The sequence below is a fragment of the Mesorhizobium sp. M8A.F.Ca.ET.202.01.1.1 genome, assembly GCF_004791595.1.
GTDB lineage: Bacteria > Pseudomonadota > Alphaproteobacteria > Rhizobiales > Rhizobiaceae > Mesorhizobium.
This window is the reverse complement of the sequence record NZ_SRUN01000002.1, coordinates 541,113-557,581: the sequence shown is the minus strand read 5'-3', so window position 1 is coordinate 557,581 and position 16,469 is coordinate 541,113. Positions and strand designations below refer to the sequence as shown.

Below are 16,469 nucleotides of genomic sequence, written 5' to 3'. Positions count from 1 at the left end.
ATGGATCGGGTTTTCGTCGAATATTACGAGGAGGAACTGACCCATATCCGCGGCCTTGCGGCGGAATTTGCCGACATGCATCCGGCAGTGGCGCGCAACCTGTCCCTCGATACTGTGCCCTGCCCGGATCCCTATGTCGAACGGCTGCTGGACGGCGTCGCCTTCCTCGCCGCACGCACCCGGCTGAAAGTCGACGCCGAGCGCTCGCGATTTTCGCGCAGCGTGCTCGATGTTCTCTATCCCGATCTGGTCACGCCGGCGCCGGCGACAGCGATGGCCGTGCTGAAACCCGGCCAGCAGGTGCAGACCATGCCCGCCGGCCACGTCGTCAAGCGCAACACGCGGCTGGTCTCCAGCCTGCAGCCCGGCCTGTCGACGCGCTGCACCTTCTCCACAGCGCAAGACATGACGCTGTGGCCGATAGCAATCACTTCGGTCAGCTATTTTCAGGATCGCAGTGCGCTGGCGGCGGCCGGCATAGGGCCGATCGGCGACACCGGCGGCGAGGCGGCGCTGCGTCTGGCTCTGACGCGGACCGGAAAAGGCAAACTCGACGAATTGGCGCTCGACCAGCTTGACCTCTACTTTGCCGGACGCACCAAGGCGCCGCTTTTGTTCGATGCGATCTTCGGCGCCTGCGTGGCCATAGGCGCAAGGCCGGAAGGCAAGACCAACCGGCTGTCGCCCTTGCCGGCACCCGAAATGGTCGGCATCAGCGACGACGAGGCCCTGATGCCGCGCACCCGCCCGACATTCGAAGGGTACCGCCTGCTGCGCGAATACTTTGTCATGCCGGAACGCTTTCACTATGTGAGGGTCTCGGCGCTGCAGCCGGTGGTGCGCAAATGCGAGGGCGGACTCGAGATCATCTTCCTGTTCCGCCGCCCGGCGCCCGAACTCGCCGATCTGACGCCGGCGGATTTCGAACTTTTTGCGACGCCGATCATCAATCTGTTCGAGCGCGAGTGCAACGTCGTCGAACTCGACGCGCGCAAGACGCGGCAGGTGCTGCACGCCGACCGCACGCGGGCGCGCGACTTCGAGATCTATCGTGTCCTCCGCGTCGAAGATGCCGACAGTGAAGGCAGCGACGCCGAGATACCTGAGTTGTTCAGCCTCGGGCAGAACCGCGGCAGTGGCTGGGTCTATTCCACGGAACGGCGCCCACGCCGGGCGACTGAGGATGAACGGCGCGATGGGCTGACCCGCACGTCATACACCGGGGACGATGTCTTCCTGGCCGTATCCCGGCCACTTGGAACCGCCGCGAACCGGCCGTTGAAGCGTCTCGACATCATGGCGCTTTGCACCAACCGTGACCTGCCGATCCTCGACGACAATCCGACCTTGACGCTGGAGGCCGGTGATCCGGTCGAATCTGTTCGCCTGCTCGGTGCGTTGCGTCCGCCGCAGCCGGCCATCCCCGCGGCACTGCCCACCGGGGCCGAAGGCGAGTCCCGGGCCGACGATCTCGCCTGGCGACTGGTGGCGCAGCTGGCGCTCAACTTTCTCAGCCTCGCCAAGGAAGGCCGCGGCGTCGACCCGCTGCATGCGCTGCTTGATCTTTATGCCGACCGGGGCGATCCGAGCCTTGCCCGCAACGTCCACTCGATCGTGCGCATCGACTCGCGGTCGGTGATCGAACGGCTGCAGATCGACGGGCCGATGTGCTTCGGGCGTGGCACTGAAGTGACGCTGCATGTCGATCAGTCGGTGCTGGCCGGGCAAAGCACCTTGCTGCTTTCGGCCTTGCTGGCGCGGCTGTTTGCCCGTCATGCCGGAATAAACGGCTTCGTGCGAACCCGCACGCGGCTGCTGCAGAAGCAGGAGGATGTGCCATGGCCGATGACGCCCGGCAATCGCTACCTGATCTAGACAGTAGCGGCCCGGACCGGGCCGAAGGTCTGTCTGAAGCGTTCGACTTTTTCGAACTGTTGCGCCGTCTCGAACAGCGGAGCGGTCTGTTCGGCCATTCAGGGCGCCCCGACCGCGAGCCGGCAAGGCTCGGCCAGCATGTGCGCCTCGCCTTTTCCGCGCGGGACCTGGCGCAATTCCGCGAGGCCACCGACAAGGCACCGGCCCGAGTCACCGTTTCAAATCTCGGTCTGTTGGGGCCCGAAGGGCCGATGCCGCTGCATCTGACGCGTTGGGTGCTTGACCGCCTGTCGCAGCGCTGGTTCGCCGGTGCCGACGCACAGCAGACCAGCGACACGACCTTCGTAGACTTCGTCAACATCCTCCAGCACCGTATGATTGCCCTTTATTACCGGGCCTGGGCGGATGCGCATCCGGCGGTCCAGGTCGAGCGCGCGGTCGGCGGCCGCGTTCGCGCCATGCTTGAAGCGATGGCGGGGATCGGACTTCCCGGCGCCAAAAATCCTGATCTCGACATTGTTAAGCTTCGTCAAGCCGCAGCGCTCGCCAGCCAGGTCGACGGTCCGGAACGGCTGACGTTGTTTCTGGCGGAAGCGTTCAGGGTGCCGGTTCAGATCAAGGAGTTCATCGCCGCCTGGATAACCATACCAACCGGGCTGCAGACCCGCCTCGCAAAAGCCTATGCGGGGCTCGGCCGGGGGGCGACGATCGGCCCGCGCGTTTTCAACCGCCAAAGCAGGATCGAGCTGCGCGTCGGCCCTCTCTCCTTTGAGGAGTTCAAGGCCTTCCTACCGGGAGGCGCGCGTCTCAAACTGTTCAAGCACGCCGTTCGCGACATGGTCGGGGAATCACTCGACGTCGACCTGCGCATCGTGCTGGCGCTTGAAGCGGTGCCTCCACCCCGTCTCGGAGCGGTCCAGCTTGGCCGGACCGCCTGGCTTGCGCGGCCCGCCGAAAGGGGCGATGCTGACGATCTGCGGCTGCGGACAATTGTCGGATGGCGGCCGGAAATGGCGGGGGTCGCGGCATGAGCTTGCTGCTGACGCTGGAGCAAGGGCCACGCACCCAGGCGGTACGGCAGACCCGGCTTGACGAAGGTGAGCTGGTGATCGGCCGCAGTGCGGACGCGGGCTGGCAGATCAACGATCCCGACATGTTCGTTTCCCGCGCCCATTGCAAGATCACTGGCGGGCGAGACGGCTATTTCGTCACAGACATGTCGAGCAGTGGACTTTTCATAAACGACTCCGACAGCCCGCTTGGTGCCGGCCAGTCGACGCGCCTTCAAAGCGGCATGCGGCTGAGACTTGGCGACTACGTCGTCCATGTCGACCTACAGACGCCAACTGCCCAGGCACCTGCCGCCAGCCAGCCGGTTGCGGAACGCTTGCCGCCGGCATCGCGGGCGCCGGTGAGCATCGGCCGTGACGACTTCTTTTCCGCCAAGGTCGAGGAGGAGCCGCGACGGCCACGTCCGGCTGATCTGCCGAATCCGTTCGAGCAGCCGGTTGCGGGCGCGTTCGAGCGTGCCGCCTCCAGCCGGCGCAGTTCGCCTGCTTTCGATGACCCGTTCAGCCTCGATCCGGTTTCGACGCCTGTGGCGAAAGACGCCACCCCTTACCTCGAACCGGGCGGCGCGGCGAGCCAAACGGATCCATTCAGCCTCGACCCCGTGCCGTCCCTCGGCCGTGAAGCCCAACTCGCTCATGGAAAACCGTCCGATTTCAGCGATGATTTTGGTTTCGGACCCGCCGCCGCGACCGGTTCGGCAAACGGCGTCGGTTCGACTGGCCAGCGCGAGCGCGTCGCCCAGCGACCCGCCAATCCCTGGGATTTGCCCGGGCAGGCGGCTGATAGCCCCGTCCCGGCGCGGACAGGTGCTGCCGCTACGCCCGCCCGCCAGCCGGCAGTGGCCCAGCCGGGCGACAAGGCGCTTCGCTCCGCATTCCTGCACGGCATGGGCGTCGAGGAAGCCGATTTCCCTGGCCGCGACAGCATCGCGGAAATGGAGAAGTTCGGCCGCGAATACCGGCTGATGATGGAAGGCCTGATGCAGCTTCTGCGCAAGCGGGCCGAGGAAAAGGGCAATGCCCGTGTCGCCCAGACCATGGTAGGGGCTTCCGAAGTCAATCCACTGAAGTTCCTGCCGACGGTCGACGACGCCATCGTCACTCTTATTGCCGAACGCAGCCCCGGCTTTCTCGCCGGCGAAGCGGCAATCGCCGACGCGGTTCGCGATCTCGCGCAACATCACGTGCGCGCCTGGCGCGGCGTGCAGGCCGCCTTGCGGCGGATGGTCGACCGTTTTGAGCCGGCAGCGATCGAGCAGGAGCTCAAATCGAATTCCGCGATCGGCACCCTGCTTTCGGGCGGGCGCGGCGCCAAGCTGTGGGAGCTCTACCAGAAACGCCATCGTGAAATCGCCGAGAGTGCGGAAAAAAGCTTTCTTGGCGAAATCGGCGCCGATTTTCGGGATGCATATGAGGAGGAGTGAGACATGATCGACCGACGCGAATTCATCGTTGCCCTGGGCGCAACCGGACTGCTTGCGGCTTGCCAGAGCGGTCCGCCGAAACCTTCGGTAATCACCATCAATGTGACAGGTGGGGCAGGCATGAACCCTGGACCAGGCGGCGGCGACCGGCCGGTGACGGTTCTCGTCATGCGGCTGCGCAGCACCGGCAAATTCAATTCCGCCGACTACTTTGCCCTGCAGGGCGATGCCGGATCGGCGCTGGCAGGCGATCTCATCGGATCCGACCAGATCGCCGTCGGGCCGGGAAAATCCGCGTCCAAGACCATCACCGTCGAGCCGGATGCGACAGCGCTGGGCTTCGTCGCATTGATCCGCGAGCCCACCGGCAGGAACTGGCGCACAACCAAGTCGGTGTCGTCGGGATCAAAATTCACGATCAATGTCACGATTGGGAAGGGCGGTATCTCCGCCTAGCGGCCAGGGCAAGGGAAGCTCAATGCAGAGAGTAACGGCATGAGCGATGCAAACAGGGTGCTGTGGTCCGAGGGTCTTTTCCTGCGGACCCAGCATTTTCAGCAGCAGGATCGTTTCTTCGAGGCGACCGTGCGCGGCGCGTTGCAGGCCGGGCAGTTGCATACGTTCGGCTTTCAGCAGCTGACGTTGGACCAGGCGTTACTCGATGCAGGCCAGATCGCCATCCTGTCCGCTCGCGGCATCTTCCCGGACGGAACACCTTTCGCCATTCCGGAGATGATGGACGCGCCGCGGCCGTTGCCGGTGACGCCAGACACGGCTGCCGGACCGGTGCTGGTGGCCTTGCCGCTCGAACCGCCCGGCGGTGTCGGCTTCGATCCAGCACACGCCGCCACTTCGGGGGCACGCTATCATGGGCGGATCGTCTCGGTACGTGACGCCGTCCAAGGCGGTTCGGACCCTGAAGAAATCGAAATCGCCGTTCCGCAGGCGCTGCTGCTCGCACCAGGCAAGTCCGTCGGTGGCTACACCGCCTTGCCGATCGCCGACCTCAAGGGGGTTCGAGCCGATGGCGGCGTCGCGCTGGACGAGACCTTCCTGCCGCCGACACTGGTAACCGGCGCCGTGGCCTGGTACCGGCAATTGCTGCTGGAAGTCGTCACGGGGCTTGACCAGATCGCCGAGGCGCACGGCAAGATGGTGATGGGCGGGCCGGGGCGCAGCGTCGAAGACCTGCTGATGCTCAACCTCGCCAATGCGGCGCGCCCGCGGCTGGCCCACATGCTGGCGCAGGATGTCTTCCATCCTGCCGAGCTTTACCTGGAACTTGCCGGACTCGCCGGTTCGATGGCGACCTATGGATCGAGCGCGCGGCGGCTGGGCGAGTTGCCCGCCTACGACCACATGGCACCGGGGCCCGCGTACATGGCGCTGGCCGACGCGCTGCGCTCGCTTATCCTCAGCCTGCGCTACATCGAACCGAAATCGCGTGCGCTGCCGGTCATGCGGCATTCGACCAATGTCTGGAAAATCCGCATCGACAACCCGAAGCTGCTGGTGGCCAGCCGCATCGTCATCCGGGTCGGTTCGGAGCTGTCGGAGGACGCGCTACGCAAGATCTTCGTCAATCAGGCGACAGTCGGTTCGGCCGACCAGTTCGAAGGCCTGTGGAAATCGCGTTTGCCCGGCATTCCGCTGAAACCGCTTCATTCCCAGCCGCGCGAGATTCCCTACGATGGCGATCGGCTATGCCTTGAGCTGGACCAGAAAAGCGAGCACTGGGCGTCGCTGCTCGATGCTCCCGGCTTCGTCATCGGCGTTTCGGGCGTGTTGCCAAGCGAGCCGCAGGTGGACTGCTACTCGGTGAACAGGTGAGATCATGAGCCGCGATGATCCTTTCGGACTGTCGGAGGATCGCGAACGCACCCGCATACGGCTGACCGGCGCGCCGACGCCGAGGCCGATGGCGCCGCTGTTGCCGGGCGCGGCGGTAAAGCGGTCGCGCACCCACCCGAATGCGCTCGTCAACGCATTCGCGCCCTTGCTGGAATTCGCGCCGGAGCTTGAAAGCGCACTGGCGCCGGAGAACCCGGAAACGCTGCGCACCCGGCTACTTGAGGAACTGGTTCGGGCACGCGACACGGCAATGTCGACAGGGTCCTCGATGGAGCGGGCCGATCAGGCAGCCTGGGTCGTGGCGGCGTTGCTTGATGATCTAGCTCTGAACACGCCATGGGGCGGAGCCAGCGCCTGGCCGCGCCAGCCGCTTGTGGTGATGCTGCGCGGCGATGTCGATGCCGGCACGCAGTTCTTCACGCGGCTCGACGAACTGGAGCGCCATCCCAATCGCGATCGCGAATTGCTGGAGCTGCAGTATGATTGCATGGCGCTCGGCTTCCGCGGAAAATATCGAGTGCCCGGCCGGTCAGGCGATCGCTCGCTCAATGCGGTTCGCCTGACCGCGGCACGCTTCCTGCGCGATGCCGATGCCGAAGGTGCGCCGCTGTCGCCAAACTGGAAGGGCGTCATCGCATCCGACGAGCCGCAGCGCTTCATCGTTCCGATCTGGGTCATGGCGCTCGGCGCGGCGGTTGTTGCCACAGCCATCCATATCGGGTTGTCGATGGGGCTGAGCGGCCAGGCAGTCGAGCTTTCCGCCCTTGTGCGCGCTCTGCCGCCGCCCACACGCGGCGATATCAGCCGTACGTCGCCCAAGGTCGATGCCCCGCCCCCTGAAAAAGTGGATTTTGCGCTGTTGCCAGAATTCCAGGCCGGGGCCCCGGCCGAGCTCAAATCCGCCCTCAGCGGCACCGAAAGCGTTTCGTTGGCCAAGCTGATCATCCAGGCCTCCAACCCCGAACTGTTCCAGTCGTCGCGGCCCCAACTGAGCGACGGCTTCGAGCCCCTGATCGGTTCGATCGCCAAGGTAATCCTCGCCAATCAGGAGCTGATCGGAAACATCACCGTGATCGGTCATACGGACGGTGTTCCCCTGCAAAAGACCAATCCGCTGTCGACCAACCAGCGACTGTCGGAGGCGCGCGCCCAGACGATCGCCGACATGCTGGTGCAGAACGGGGTGCCGCAGGACCGCGTTCATTCCGAAGGCCGCGCGGCCACCGACCCGGTGGCCAGCGACAGCACGCGCGAGGGGCGAGCCTTGAACCGCCGTGTCGAGGTGCTCGTCGAAAAGAGGCTGTGAGATGTTCATCCTGCGCTTCCTGTGGGCGGTCCTGACATCGCGCTGGCTGTGGACGCTGATCGGCATCACGCTGCTTTCGCTGGTGATCTGGGTGTTCGGTCCGATCGTCAGGATCGGTCCCTATTCGCCTTTCGATTCCGACAATGTGCGCATTGCCATGATCGCGGGGCTGATCATCCTGTGGTTGGTCTGGCTGATTATCGCGCAGCGCCGCGCCATCCGCGCCAATCGCATGTTCGTCGCCGAGATCGCCCCACCAGTTGCGGAGAAGCCCCTCGGGCCTGGCGAAGAAAACGTCGCGGCCGTGGGTGCCAAATTCGCCGAGGTGATGGCCGAACTGAAGCGCCGCAAGCTCGGCGGGCGCAAGTTCCTGCGCGAGATGCCATGGTATGTGATCGTTGGGCCGCCAGCCACCGGCAAGACCACGGCCCTGCGGCAGTCCGGACTGAACTTCCCGATCGACCTCACCGACGATTTGCAAGGGGTCGGCGGCACGCGCAACTGCGACTGGTTCTTTTCCGAGAACGCGGTTCTGATCGACACCGCCGGCCGTTATGTCCAACAGGAGAGCCAGCCCGATGTCGACGCGGCGGAATGGCTGGGCTTCCTCGACCTTCTGAAGAAGCATCGCGGCCGCCGCGCGCTCAACGGTGTGATCGTCGCGCTTTCGATCGACGTGCTTTCGGAGGGTGACGAAGCCATCAAGGCACATGGCCGCAAAATCCGCCGCCGGCTGGCCGAACTCAACGACCGGCTCGAAATCCGCCTCCCGGTCTATCTGATGCTGACCAAGGCCGATCTGATCAAGGGTTTCGAGGCTTTCTTCGGCAGCCTGTCCACCCCCGCGCGCGAGCAGGTCTGGGGAACGACCTTCGCGCTGGATGCGCGTGTGGACGCCAAGACCATCGAACGCGAAATTTCGACGCTCTCGACGGAACTCGAGCGGCGGCTGGTGCCGCGCCTGGAGGATGAGGACAAACTGGCCGCCCGTGCCGAGATCTTCAGGTTTCCCGCCCAACTGTCCAGCCTGTCCGAACCGATCCAGGTGCTGATCAAGGCGATGTTCGGCGAAAGCCGGTATGAAGAGGCCGCCTGGCTGCGTGGGCTCTATCTGACATCGGCGACGCAGGAAGGAGCGCCCATCGACCGACTGACCGCGGCGCTGTCGTCGTCGTTCGGCCTGCCGCCACGGCGGGCCCTGCCCGCACCGAGGGTCGAGAAACGCAGCTTCTTCCTGAAGAACCTGCTCACCGAGGTCATCTTCAAGGAAGCCGGCCTCGGCACGTTCGATCCGCTGGCGCAGCGCCGCCGCGCCTGGATCTGGCGCGGTGCGGCGGCTGCATGCGCGGGGGCGGCCTTGCTGGCCGGCGGGCTGTTCACCTGGTCCTATTTTGACAACCGCAACGCGATCACGGCACAGGCAGGCCAGTTCGAAGCGCTGCAAGCGCCCCTGACTTCCGCTGCTGCAAATCCGGCATCGGTGCAGCAACCCGACATCGACGGCGCTCTCGAAGCGATGGACGCGGTCGCGAATGCCAAGACGGCACCGCCGGGCAGCGCCCAAGATCTGCTGGGCCCATCGGCCTCGGCGGAACTGGTGCGGGCCCAGGCCGACACGTACGACCACGCCCTGCGCAACGTGCTTGAACCACGCATGGTCGCATTGCTCGAGGCGACCATGTGGCGGCAGATCCGCGATCCGGATTTCATGCTCGGCGCGTTGAAGACCTATCGCATGATGACGGGCCTGTCGCAGATGGACACCGATTTCGCCCAGAACTGGTGGGTGAACAGCCTGCCGGAATTCGCCGCCGCGGCACCCTTTCCGACCGCCGATGCCGAAGAGCATCAGCTTGCCGCGATCCGCCGTATGGCGGTCGACGAAAGCTATGTCGCGCCCGACCAGGCGCTGGTTGCCGAAGCGTTGAAAACGGTGTGCACGATCTCGTTGCCGGCGCGGGCCTACAAGCAGTTGCTGGCCGATCCGGAGGTGGCCGGGCTCAAGGAGTGGATCCCTGCCAATTTTGCCGGCCCCAATGGTGGCAAGGTGTTTGCGCGGCGTTCCGACAAGACACTTCGCGTCGGCATTTACGGAGCCTTCACCTATGCCGGCTTCCACGACGCCATTCTCGACCGCATCGACGATGTCGCCGCCCAGGCGGCACTCGATCGCGCGGTTTTCGCCGGCGGCTGCTCGGAAAACTCCGAGACCTCGGTCTCGGCGCTGTCCGAGGATATTCTGAAACTCTACTATGACGACTACATCGCACAATGGGACAGCTTCCTGCGAGACATGCGGCTCGCGCCACTAACCGATCTCAATGTCGCCAGCGAAAATCTGAAGGATCTCTCAAGTGCCGATTCCGCGCTGAAACGGCTGCTGACGGCGGTCGTCCAGGAGACCGAACTGACGCGCTCCGATGAGGCCCCCGCCGACGATAAGTCGGCGGCCAAGGGCGCCTCGAAACTGCTCGGCAAGCTCGGCAAGCTCGGCAAGCTGGCGACGAGCGGTGCGAAGCTGCTGCCCCGCGCCGGGTCAGCCAGCGAGGTGGACCTGACCGGCAATCTGGTGGCCGAACATTTCAAACCGCTGAAGAGCACCATTGCCGAGGTCGACGGCCAGCCGCCGGCACTGGATGCCGCCGTTGTCGCGCTGACCGCGCTGTCGAACGTCCTGCAGACGGTCACCGCCAACCCCAATCCGCAGGATGCCATCAAGAAGCAAGGCGGCCTCGCCGAGCTGACCGGTGCCGTCGCGAGGCAAGCACAGATCCTGCCGGACCCCATCAATGTCTGGCTTAGCGGAATTGCCGGTGACACCAGCAATTTGACGCAAAAGGCGGTCACATCGGAGCTCAACGCCATCTGGCGCGCGGACATACTGCCTTTCTGCCAGGCGGCGTTGAACGACCGCTATCCGTTTAGCGCCGACAGCGCGGTGGATGTCAATGTGCATGATTTCGCCCGCCTGTTTGGACCGGCCGGATTGATCGACGGTTTCATCAACGACCACCTGATCAACTATGTCGACACCACCAGCCAGCCATGGAAATGGCGTGCCGATTTCGGCCTCGATCCTTCGGCGCTGGCGGCGTTCGAGCAGGCCAGGCATATCCGCGACGATCTCTTTCCCGGTGGTACTGGGCCAGTGATGAGCTTCACGCTCGAACCGAAGGACCTGTCTCCCAACGTTACGCGCGTCACGCTCAATCTCGATGGTCAGACCCTCGTCTATTTCAACAATGCGACGCGGCCGCAACCGATGACCTGGCCGGGCAAGGACGGCACCGGGGTCATCTCGCTCGCCTTCCAGCCGATCGACGGTTCGCCCGAAATCATGCTCAACGAGACTGGCAGCTGGGCGTGGCTGAGGATGCTGCGCAACGGCCGTTTCGCCGGCACATCGCTCTCCGATGTCTACAGCCTGCGCCTAGGCACGAAGGGAATGTGGGCCGATTTCGAACTCAAGGCCGCCAGCGTCGAGAACCCCTACAATTTGCAGATGTTCAAGAAATTCTCATGTCCGCCACAGATATGACCTTGCCCGGCTTCTACGGCAAAATGCCCGCCACCGGCGATTTCGTGACGCGGCGGCTGTCGGGCGACTTTGTCCGCGGCTGGGACCGCTGGCTGGCGCAGCATCTCGTCCCGCTGTTCGGCTCGGAAATTTGGCCAAGCACAACCGCGCTGCGCTTTCTGGCCGGCCCGGCGTCCTTCGGCGCATCGGCAGGCATCATTGTGCAAAGCGCCGACAGGGTCGGCAGGAAGTTTCCTCTGAGCGTCGTTGCGCAGCTTTCTGAAGCTCCGGTTTTGCTGGCCGACGCCGAGGCGTGGTTTTCCGCGATCGAAGAGGCGGCCATCGCCGCCCAGAACGGTGAGCTGACGCCAGACGAGCTGGATGCCACGCTGGCCGGACTGCCGGTGCCGCCTGTCGAGCCGGATGAAGAAGTCATCGGCGACATGGTGATGTGGACAGCCCGTTCGGACATTTTCGACATCGATCCGCAATCGCCGCAAACGACGCTAGAACAGATTCTCGCCGCCAGTTGGGAGACCAGCTGATGCGGATCTGGAACCAGATGGGTTACCGGCACGAGTTCAGCGTGAGCGCTGACACGACCGGGCGTGAGTGGGTCGTCGTGGTGGTCAAGGGCACGTTCGACTTTCCCGCAACGCCCGGCGGGCTGGTGCACAGATCGGCAGAACAGGTGCCGCTGGTTTTTGCCGACACGCAAACCGGTGAACCCGGCTACTCCGCCACGCTATGGGAAACCGATTTCGCCTTCCGCAAACCGCGCTGCGACGTGATCGCCAATGGCTGCGCCTATGCGCCGGGCGGGCGCCCGGCCGAGCGCGTGCCGGTCGGCATCAAGGTTGGCAATTGGTCAAAACTGTTCGAGGTCGTCGGCCACCGCGAATGGCGCGCCATCGGCCCGGTTTTTACCGCCACATCGCCGCAACCCTTCCTGAAACTGCCCATCTCCTATGACGTCGCCTGGGGTGGCGTCGACAGGCTGGATCCGGAGGACAAGCTGCCGGCCAGCTACAAATACAACCCAGTCGGAACCGGGTGGTCGCGCATCAGGAACCAGCGCCTCATCCCCGGCCTGCGTCTGCCGAACACGCAAGCTGTCGGCGAAGAGATCCGCTCGCCCTTCGGCGACTACAAGCCGATGAGCTTTGGCCCGATGGGCCGCGGTTGGCCGGGCCGTATCGAATATGGCGGCACCTATGACGACAATTGGGCCAACAACATTTTCCCGTTTCTGCCGCCGGACTTCGACGAACGCTACTTCCAGGTGGCCCCGCCCGACCAGCAAATCGATCCGCCGCGCGGTGGCGAGGAAATGCAGCTGATCAATTTGACGCCAAGGGGGCGCGAACATTTCAGAATGCCAGCCACGGCCATCAAAGTTGCAATGTTCAAGGGCTACACCAAGGCATTCGAGGCCGATATTCATCCGGACACTGTTTTGTTCGACACCGAAAATCGGCGCTTTTCATTGGTCTGGCGTGTGTCGCAACGCCTCCAGCGCACGATCCTCGACTTTACCGAATGCTGGGTCGGGCCGCCGACACCAGGCATGCTCCACGCCAAAGCCGTCAAGAAGCCATATGTCCGGCCGATCGCGGAGCCGATCCAGCCGGAGGCAGAGGACGCATGACGGCTGCGCTCGACATCGTAGCGACCGGGATGGTGACGGCCGTCGGCCTTGATGCGCCGTCGTCTTGTGCGGCGCTCCGCGCCCGCCTGGACGGCTTCAAGGAGACGCAGTACGCCGACGATGAAGGCGAGTGGCTGCTTGGCTCCCCTGTCACCATGCCGCGAAAATGGATCGGCCAGAAGCGTATGACCCATATGCTGGCGGCCGCGATAAGCGAGATATGCACCACGGTGCCACAGGCACGCGAACGGACGCCGATGTTGTTGTGCCTTCCAGAGGCGTCGCGGCCTGGTTCACCCGTCCAGGATGCCTCCGCGCTCGTGCGAAATGTATGCGCGATCCTTGAGATGGCCGTCGACCCACGATCGCGCACCATATCGCATGGCCGGCCATCCGGACTGGTAGCACTTGAGCAGGCGCGCCGGCTGCTGGCCGAAGGGGGAACCTCAGCAGTCATTGTTGCAGGGGTGGACAGCTACCTCACTCCCGAGGCGATAGGCTTCTATCTGGCGAACCGTCGCTTGCTGGCCACCAACAATCCGAACGGCTTCATTCCAGGCGAGGCCGCGGCCGCTGTGCTGTGCACCCATGCTGGTCATGGATCCGGACTAAGGCTGCACGGTCTGGGCCTCGCCCGAGAGAATGCATACATCTACAACGAGGCTGACGAACCGCTGCGCGGGGACGGGTTGACGACCGCCTATCGGCACGCGCTGAAGGAGGCCGGCATCGAGATGAACCAGTTGGGGTTCCGTATTTCGGACCTTATCGGAGAGCAGTACTGGTTCAAGCAAACGGCCCTGGCAAGCCTTCGGCTCGTGCGGGGTGCGCATGACTTTCAAGACCTGTGGTCGCCGGGTGAATCGCTTGGAAATATCGGAGCGGCGGCGGTGCCTGTGATGATCGGCATGGCCTTCGCGGCGGCAAGGAAGGGCTACGCGGCCGGTAATCCGGTCCTGATCGAGGCGTCCGAAGACTCCGGCGCGTGCGGCGCAGCCATCTTTGCTGCGAGGGCTGCATAGATGACAGTCTACGCCAACAGTCTGGAAGTCGCCTGCAAGGCGCAGGGTAACAAGGTCATAGCGGCCTTTCCTGATGTCTGCTTCACGCCGCCGGAGAATCCGGCAACGCCCCCTGGCGTTCCGATTCCCTATCCTTCTTTCGGCTTCGACAGCGACACGGACAAAGGCACCAGCACCGTCAAGATCGGTGGCCAGACGATCACGCAGAAAAACAAATCCTACTACACCAAGACAAGTGGCACTGAAGCGGGCTGCGCGACCAAGAAGGGCATCATCACATCGAAGAATACCGGCAAGGAATACGCCGTCGCCTGGTCGAGCAATGTCAAGGCCGACGGCGAGCCCGTCAACCGGATGACGGACCTGTCCACCAACAATCATGCTTCACCGCAGGGAAATACGCTGACCTTTCCGAAACTGGCCACCGGCGCCGGAGTCATTTACAGCACGGAAAAATGCCTGATTGGCTCCTATGACGCGATCGCCGCGGTCTGCAACGACAATGGCGGCGAGGCACACCATATCGTACCGGACAAGTGTTTCCGAACGGGCAGTCGGGCGAACGCGGACGTTACATCGACGCGCATCGCCAATGCTCCGACGCTCGGAGAGGGGGTATGCATCTGTCTCAGTCCTGATGATCACGAACGGATTCATGAGGCTGACCGTGAGCAGATCGTAACGCTGGGCCGACCCGGCCTGGCCAAACTCAAGGGCAAAAAACTAGCGGATGCGAAAGCCAAGTTGAAAGCGCAGGGCAAACTCGGCGTTGCGCCGATGAGCAAGATTACCGAAGCAACCATTTCATGTCTCGACGACCTTCAGGATCTCAATGCGAATTGCATCAAGAAGGCAAAGGAAGCGGTGGAGGAGCAGCAAAGCGCATTCGGGGCCAGCCAGAAGGGTAGAACCTCCAACCCATTGCCCGGCAAGGAGGCCAAGAAGACGATGAAGCCGCCAAAGCCCAGAAAATAGACCGACACACCAGGAGTACGCAGATGAAGATACGAGCGTCGGGCTACATTGCTCCAGATCTTATCGCCGCGGTCCCAACCGAACTCGACGACGAGGATCCGTATTCGCGCTTCCTCATGTTTCAGGACACGACGGAGCAACAGGTCGCGGATGTCGACATCCCTCGAACAGTCGTTTCCGTTTGCGCCTACCCATTCGAGAGCGACAACGAGAATGTGTTCGTCGCTCTAACCAACGAGGGCGACCTCTACTTTCTGACCGAGGACGTGGACTACGAAAAGATCCCCGGTGCCGGCGTCCTCAGCGAGGATGCCGAGGATCTTGGTTCGACGCTTGGCATCACCCAGAAGGCGGGCATCCTCTATGTTTGCGGCGACGGTTCCCAAGTCTATTTCAGACCCAGGAAGGATGAATGGGTCCGGATTTGCGAGCGTGACGTCGATGGAATGGCAAACAATTTCCTGGAGGGCATCGCCGCGATCAGCCCGAACAAACTGGCGGTCTGCGGATACACCCACAGCCGCCCCAAGCATGCCGCACGAGGTTGCCTCTACTTCTACAACGATGGGGAATGGGGCCAGGCAGAACTCCCAAACAATCAGTCCTTGTATGATCTTGTCTTTGTGGACGCATCGCGTCTCGTTGCCGTGGGCGGCGGCGGTACCATTGTTACGGGAACAGGACCTGGCACGATGGAGGACGCCTCCGTCGAAGGTTTGCTCGAGAAGTTCCTCCGTATCCGCCTCGATAGCTCGAAACTCTATGTGTTGGGTAAGACAGCAATCTTCATATTCGACACCAAGCTGACCCTGTTGGACACCCTACCCCTGCCCGCCGAGTATCGCAGCCCGAAGAACATCGAGGTCAAGCAAGGCATCATCTGGTATTTCGATCGTGAAGGCTTGGCTCGTCACGACGGCATGGGCTGGACTCTCATGCCTGTGCCTCCCGAACTTCTCGAAAGATCGGAATAGTCTGCCTCGGAACGTTACCCTGTCGAGGGTCACCTCAGGCCTTTCCCAAATTGACTTCTATAAAGCGCTGCACCTTGGCAAGATCAAGGTCGATGATGCGGATCGGCTTTTGGGCGGAGAGCATCTGAACCACGAACAGTTCTCCCGCTTCCGGGAACTCTTCGAAGCGCTGTTGCGCAATCTTTCGGCCGGCCTCACCCGCGACCCTGGCTCCATCGAGAAAAGCTTCAAGGCGCTCTATCAACCTCGCAAGGCGCTCATCATCCATGTCCGGGTTTTCATCAGGATGCAGCAAATGGTAATGGTATACCGTCCACAGGAAGGCTGCCTGTTCCACATGCTGGCGCACGATTTCGTAGAGGATTGGCACCGGCATCAGTTCAGGTTCACGGAGCCGCCGCGGATTCGATTGGCCGCACTGGCGTGGCTGGTGACATAGGTTCCCCGGATGGTGATGTGGCCATCCTTCTCCATGATGATTACGGACTTGCCGCAACGCAGTTCGATGCGCTCATTGCCGACAATGTGGACCAATTCACCGTCACGCACGATCTGCTGCGCGTGAGCCCGACGCGAAGGCTCCACGAGTTTACCCACGATCAGCGGCTGCAAGGGATCACCCTCCCGAAAGAGCAGCGCAACTTCAGCGCCGATCATGCTGGCATCGAGTTTGATCAGGCTTCGCGCGGCGATCGCTGTCTCGACAGGGTTTCCAGGAAAGACGACCAGCGGCGATGTGTCGTCAAATCCCAGGAAAATGCCGATTACGACACCATCGATGCGATCACGAACTTCAGCCATGCTTCG

14 protein-coding genes are annotated in these 16,469 nt (G+C 63.1%); 12 read left to right on the top strand and 2 right to left on the bottom strand.

Annotated elements, in window-relative coordinates:
* Genes tssF through EN845_RS07390 form a run of 12 tightly spaced genes read left to right on the top strand, consistent with a single transcriptional unit; the run spans position 1 to position 15,662 of the window.
* Positions 1–1,875: a type VI secretion system baseplate subunit TssF gene (tssF, locus tag EN845_RS07445; RefSeq protein ID WP_135880682.1), complete on the top strand. Its 1,875-nt coding sequence runs from the start codon at positions 1–3 to the stop codon at positions 1,873–1,875.
* On the top strand, positions 1,839–2,906 hold the full coding sequence (gene tssG, locus EN845_RS07440) for a type VI secretion system baseplate subunit TssG (protein WP_135880683.1): 1,068 nt from the start codon (positions 1,839–1,841) through the stop codon (positions 2,904–2,906). The genes tssF and tssG overlap by 37 nt, the downstream gene beginning before the upstream one ends.
* Complete coding sequence (tagH, locus tag EN845_RS07435) at positions 2,903–4,369, top strand: type VI secretion system-associated FHA domain protein TagH (RefSeq protein ID WP_135907065.1); 1,467 nt, start codon at positions 2,903–2,905, stop codon at positions 4,367–4,369. The genes tssG and tagH overlap by 4 nt, the downstream gene beginning before the upstream one ends.
* A gap of 3 nt (positions 4,370–4,372) precedes the next feature.
* Positions 4,373–4,825: a type VI secretion system lipoprotein TssJ gene (gene tssJ, locus EN845_RS07430; RefSeq protein WP_027059521.1), complete on the top strand. Its 453-nt coding sequence runs from the start codon at positions 4,373–4,375 to the stop codon at positions 4,823–4,825.
* Between the two features lie 39 nt (positions 4,826–4,864).
* Positions 4,865–6,199, top strand: a complete 1,335-nt coding sequence (tssK, locus tag EN845_RS07425; RefSeq protein WP_135880685.1) for a type VI secretion system baseplate subunit TssK — start codon at positions 4,865–4,867, stop codon at positions 6,197–6,199.
* A 4-nt stretch (positions 6,200–6,203) separates the two neighbouring features.
* On the top strand, positions 6,204–7,526 hold the full coding sequence (gene icmH / locus EN845_RS07420; RefSeq protein WP_135880686.1) for a type IVB secretion system protein IcmH/DotU: 1,323 nt from the start codon (positions 6,204–6,206) through the stop codon (positions 7,524–7,526).
* Between the two features lies 1 nt (position 7,527).
* On the top strand, positions 7,528–11,064 hold the full coding sequence (tssM, locus tag EN845_RS07415; RefSeq protein WP_135907064.1) for a type VI secretion system membrane subunit TssM: 3,537 nt from the start codon (positions 7,528–7,530) through the stop codon (positions 11,062–11,064).
* A complete protein-coding gene (tagF, locus tag EN845_RS07410) occupies positions 11,061–11,588 on the top strand; it encodes a type VI secretion system-associated protein TagF (RefSeq protein ID WP_135907063.1) in 528 nt (175 codons plus the stop codon). Before tssM ends, tagF begins: the two co-directional genes overlap by 4 nt.
* Positions 11,588–12,691 (top strand): DUF2169 domain-containing protein, encoded by a 1,104-nt coding sequence (locus EN845_RS07405; RefSeq protein WP_135880689.1) that lies wholly within the window; start codon positions 11,588–11,590, stop codon positions 12,689–12,691. The genes tagF and EN845_RS07405 overlap by 1 nt, the downstream gene beginning before the upstream one ends.
* Positions 12,688–13,713, top strand: coding sequence for a beta-ketoacyl synthase N-terminal-like domain-containing protein (locus EN845_RS07400; protein ID WP_135880690.1), 1,026 nt, complete (start codon positions 12,688–12,690; stop codon positions 13,711–13,713). Before EN845_RS07405 ends, EN845_RS07400 begins: the two co-directional genes overlap by 4 nt.
* Positions 13,714–14,688: a DUF4150 domain-containing protein gene (locus EN845_RS07395; RefSeq protein WP_135880691.1), complete on the top strand. Its 975-nt coding sequence runs from the start codon at positions 13,714–13,716 to the stop codon at positions 14,686–14,688.
* Between the two features lie 23 nt (positions 14,689–14,711).
* Positions 14,712–15,662 (top strand): hypothetical protein, encoded by a 951-nt coding sequence (locus EN845_RS07390; protein WP_135880692.1) that lies wholly within the window; start codon positions 14,712–14,714, stop codon positions 15,660–15,662.
* A gap of 34 nt (positions 15,663–15,696) precedes the next feature.
* Here the strand turns inward: EN845_RS07390 and EN845_RS07385 are convergent, their stop codons facing one another.
* A complete protein-coding gene (locus tag EN845_RS07385) occupies positions 15,697–16,038 on the bottom strand; it encodes a hypothetical protein (protein WP_135880693.1) in 342 nt (113 codons plus the stop codon).
* Complete coding sequence (locus EN845_RS07380) at positions 16,038–16,463, bottom strand: DUF6484 domain-containing protein (protein WP_135907062.1); 426 nt, start codon at positions 16,461–16,463, stop codon at positions 16,038–16,040. The genes EN845_RS07385 and EN845_RS07380 overlap by 1 nt, the downstream gene beginning before the upstream one ends.
* Positions 16,464–16,469 lie beyond the last annotated feature (6 nt).

Excerpts from the sequence above, each read along its gene's own strand:
- EN845_RS07400 (WP_135880690.1), top strand. The coding sequence starts at position 12,688 with ATGACGGCTGCGCTCGACATCGTAGCGACCGGGATGGTGACGGCCGTC.
- tssF (WP_135880682.1), top strand. The coding sequence starts at position 1 with ATGGATCGGGTTTTCGTCGAATATTACGAGGAGGAACTGACCCATATC.
- tssK (WP_135880685.1), top strand. The coding sequence starts at position 4,865 with ATGAGCGATGCAAACAGGGTGCTGTGGTCCGAGGGTCTTTTCCTGCGG.
- EN845_RS07380 (WP_135907062.1), bottom strand. The coding sequence starts at position 16,463 with ATGGCTGAAGTTCGTGATCGCATCGATGGTGTCGTAATCGGCATTTTC.
- tssJ (WP_027059521.1), top strand. The coding sequence starts at position 4,373 with ATGATCGACCGACGCGAATTCATCGTTGCCCTGGGCGCAACCGGACTG.
- tagF (WP_135907063.1), top strand. The coding sequence starts at position 11,061 with ATGACCTTGCCCGGCTTCTACGGCAAAATGCCCGCCACCGGCGATTTC.
- tssG (WP_135880683.1), top strand. The coding sequence starts at position 1,839 with ATGGCCGATGACGCCCGGCAATCGCTACCTGATCTAGACAGTAGCGGC.
- tagH (WP_135907065.1), top strand. The coding sequence starts at position 2,903 with ATGAGCTTGCTGCTGACGCTGGAGCAAGGGCCACGCACCCAGGCGGTA.
- tssM (WP_135907064.1), top strand. The coding sequence starts at position 7,528 with ATGTTCATCCTGCGCTTCCTGTGGGCGGTCCTGACATCGCGCTGGCTG.
- EN845_RS07405 (WP_135880689.1), top strand. The coding sequence starts at position 11,588 with ATGCGGATCTGGAACCAGATGGGTTACCGGCACGAGTTCAGCGTGAGC.
- EN845_RS07395 (WP_135880691.1), top strand. The coding sequence starts at position 13,714 with ATGACAGTCTACGCCAACAGTCTGGAAGTCGCCTGCAAGGCGCAGGGT.
- EN845_RS07385 (WP_135880693.1), bottom strand. The coding sequence starts at position 16,038 with ATGCCGGTGCCAATCCTCTACGAAATCGTGCGCCAGCATGTGGAACAG.
- EN845_RS07390 (WP_135880692.1), top strand. The coding sequence starts at position 14,712 with ATGAAGATACGAGCGTCGGGCTACATTGCTCCAGATCTTATCGCCGCG.
- icmH (WP_135880686.1), top strand. The coding sequence starts at position 6,204 with ATGAGCCGCGATGATCCTTTCGGACTGTCGGAGGATCGCGAACGCACC.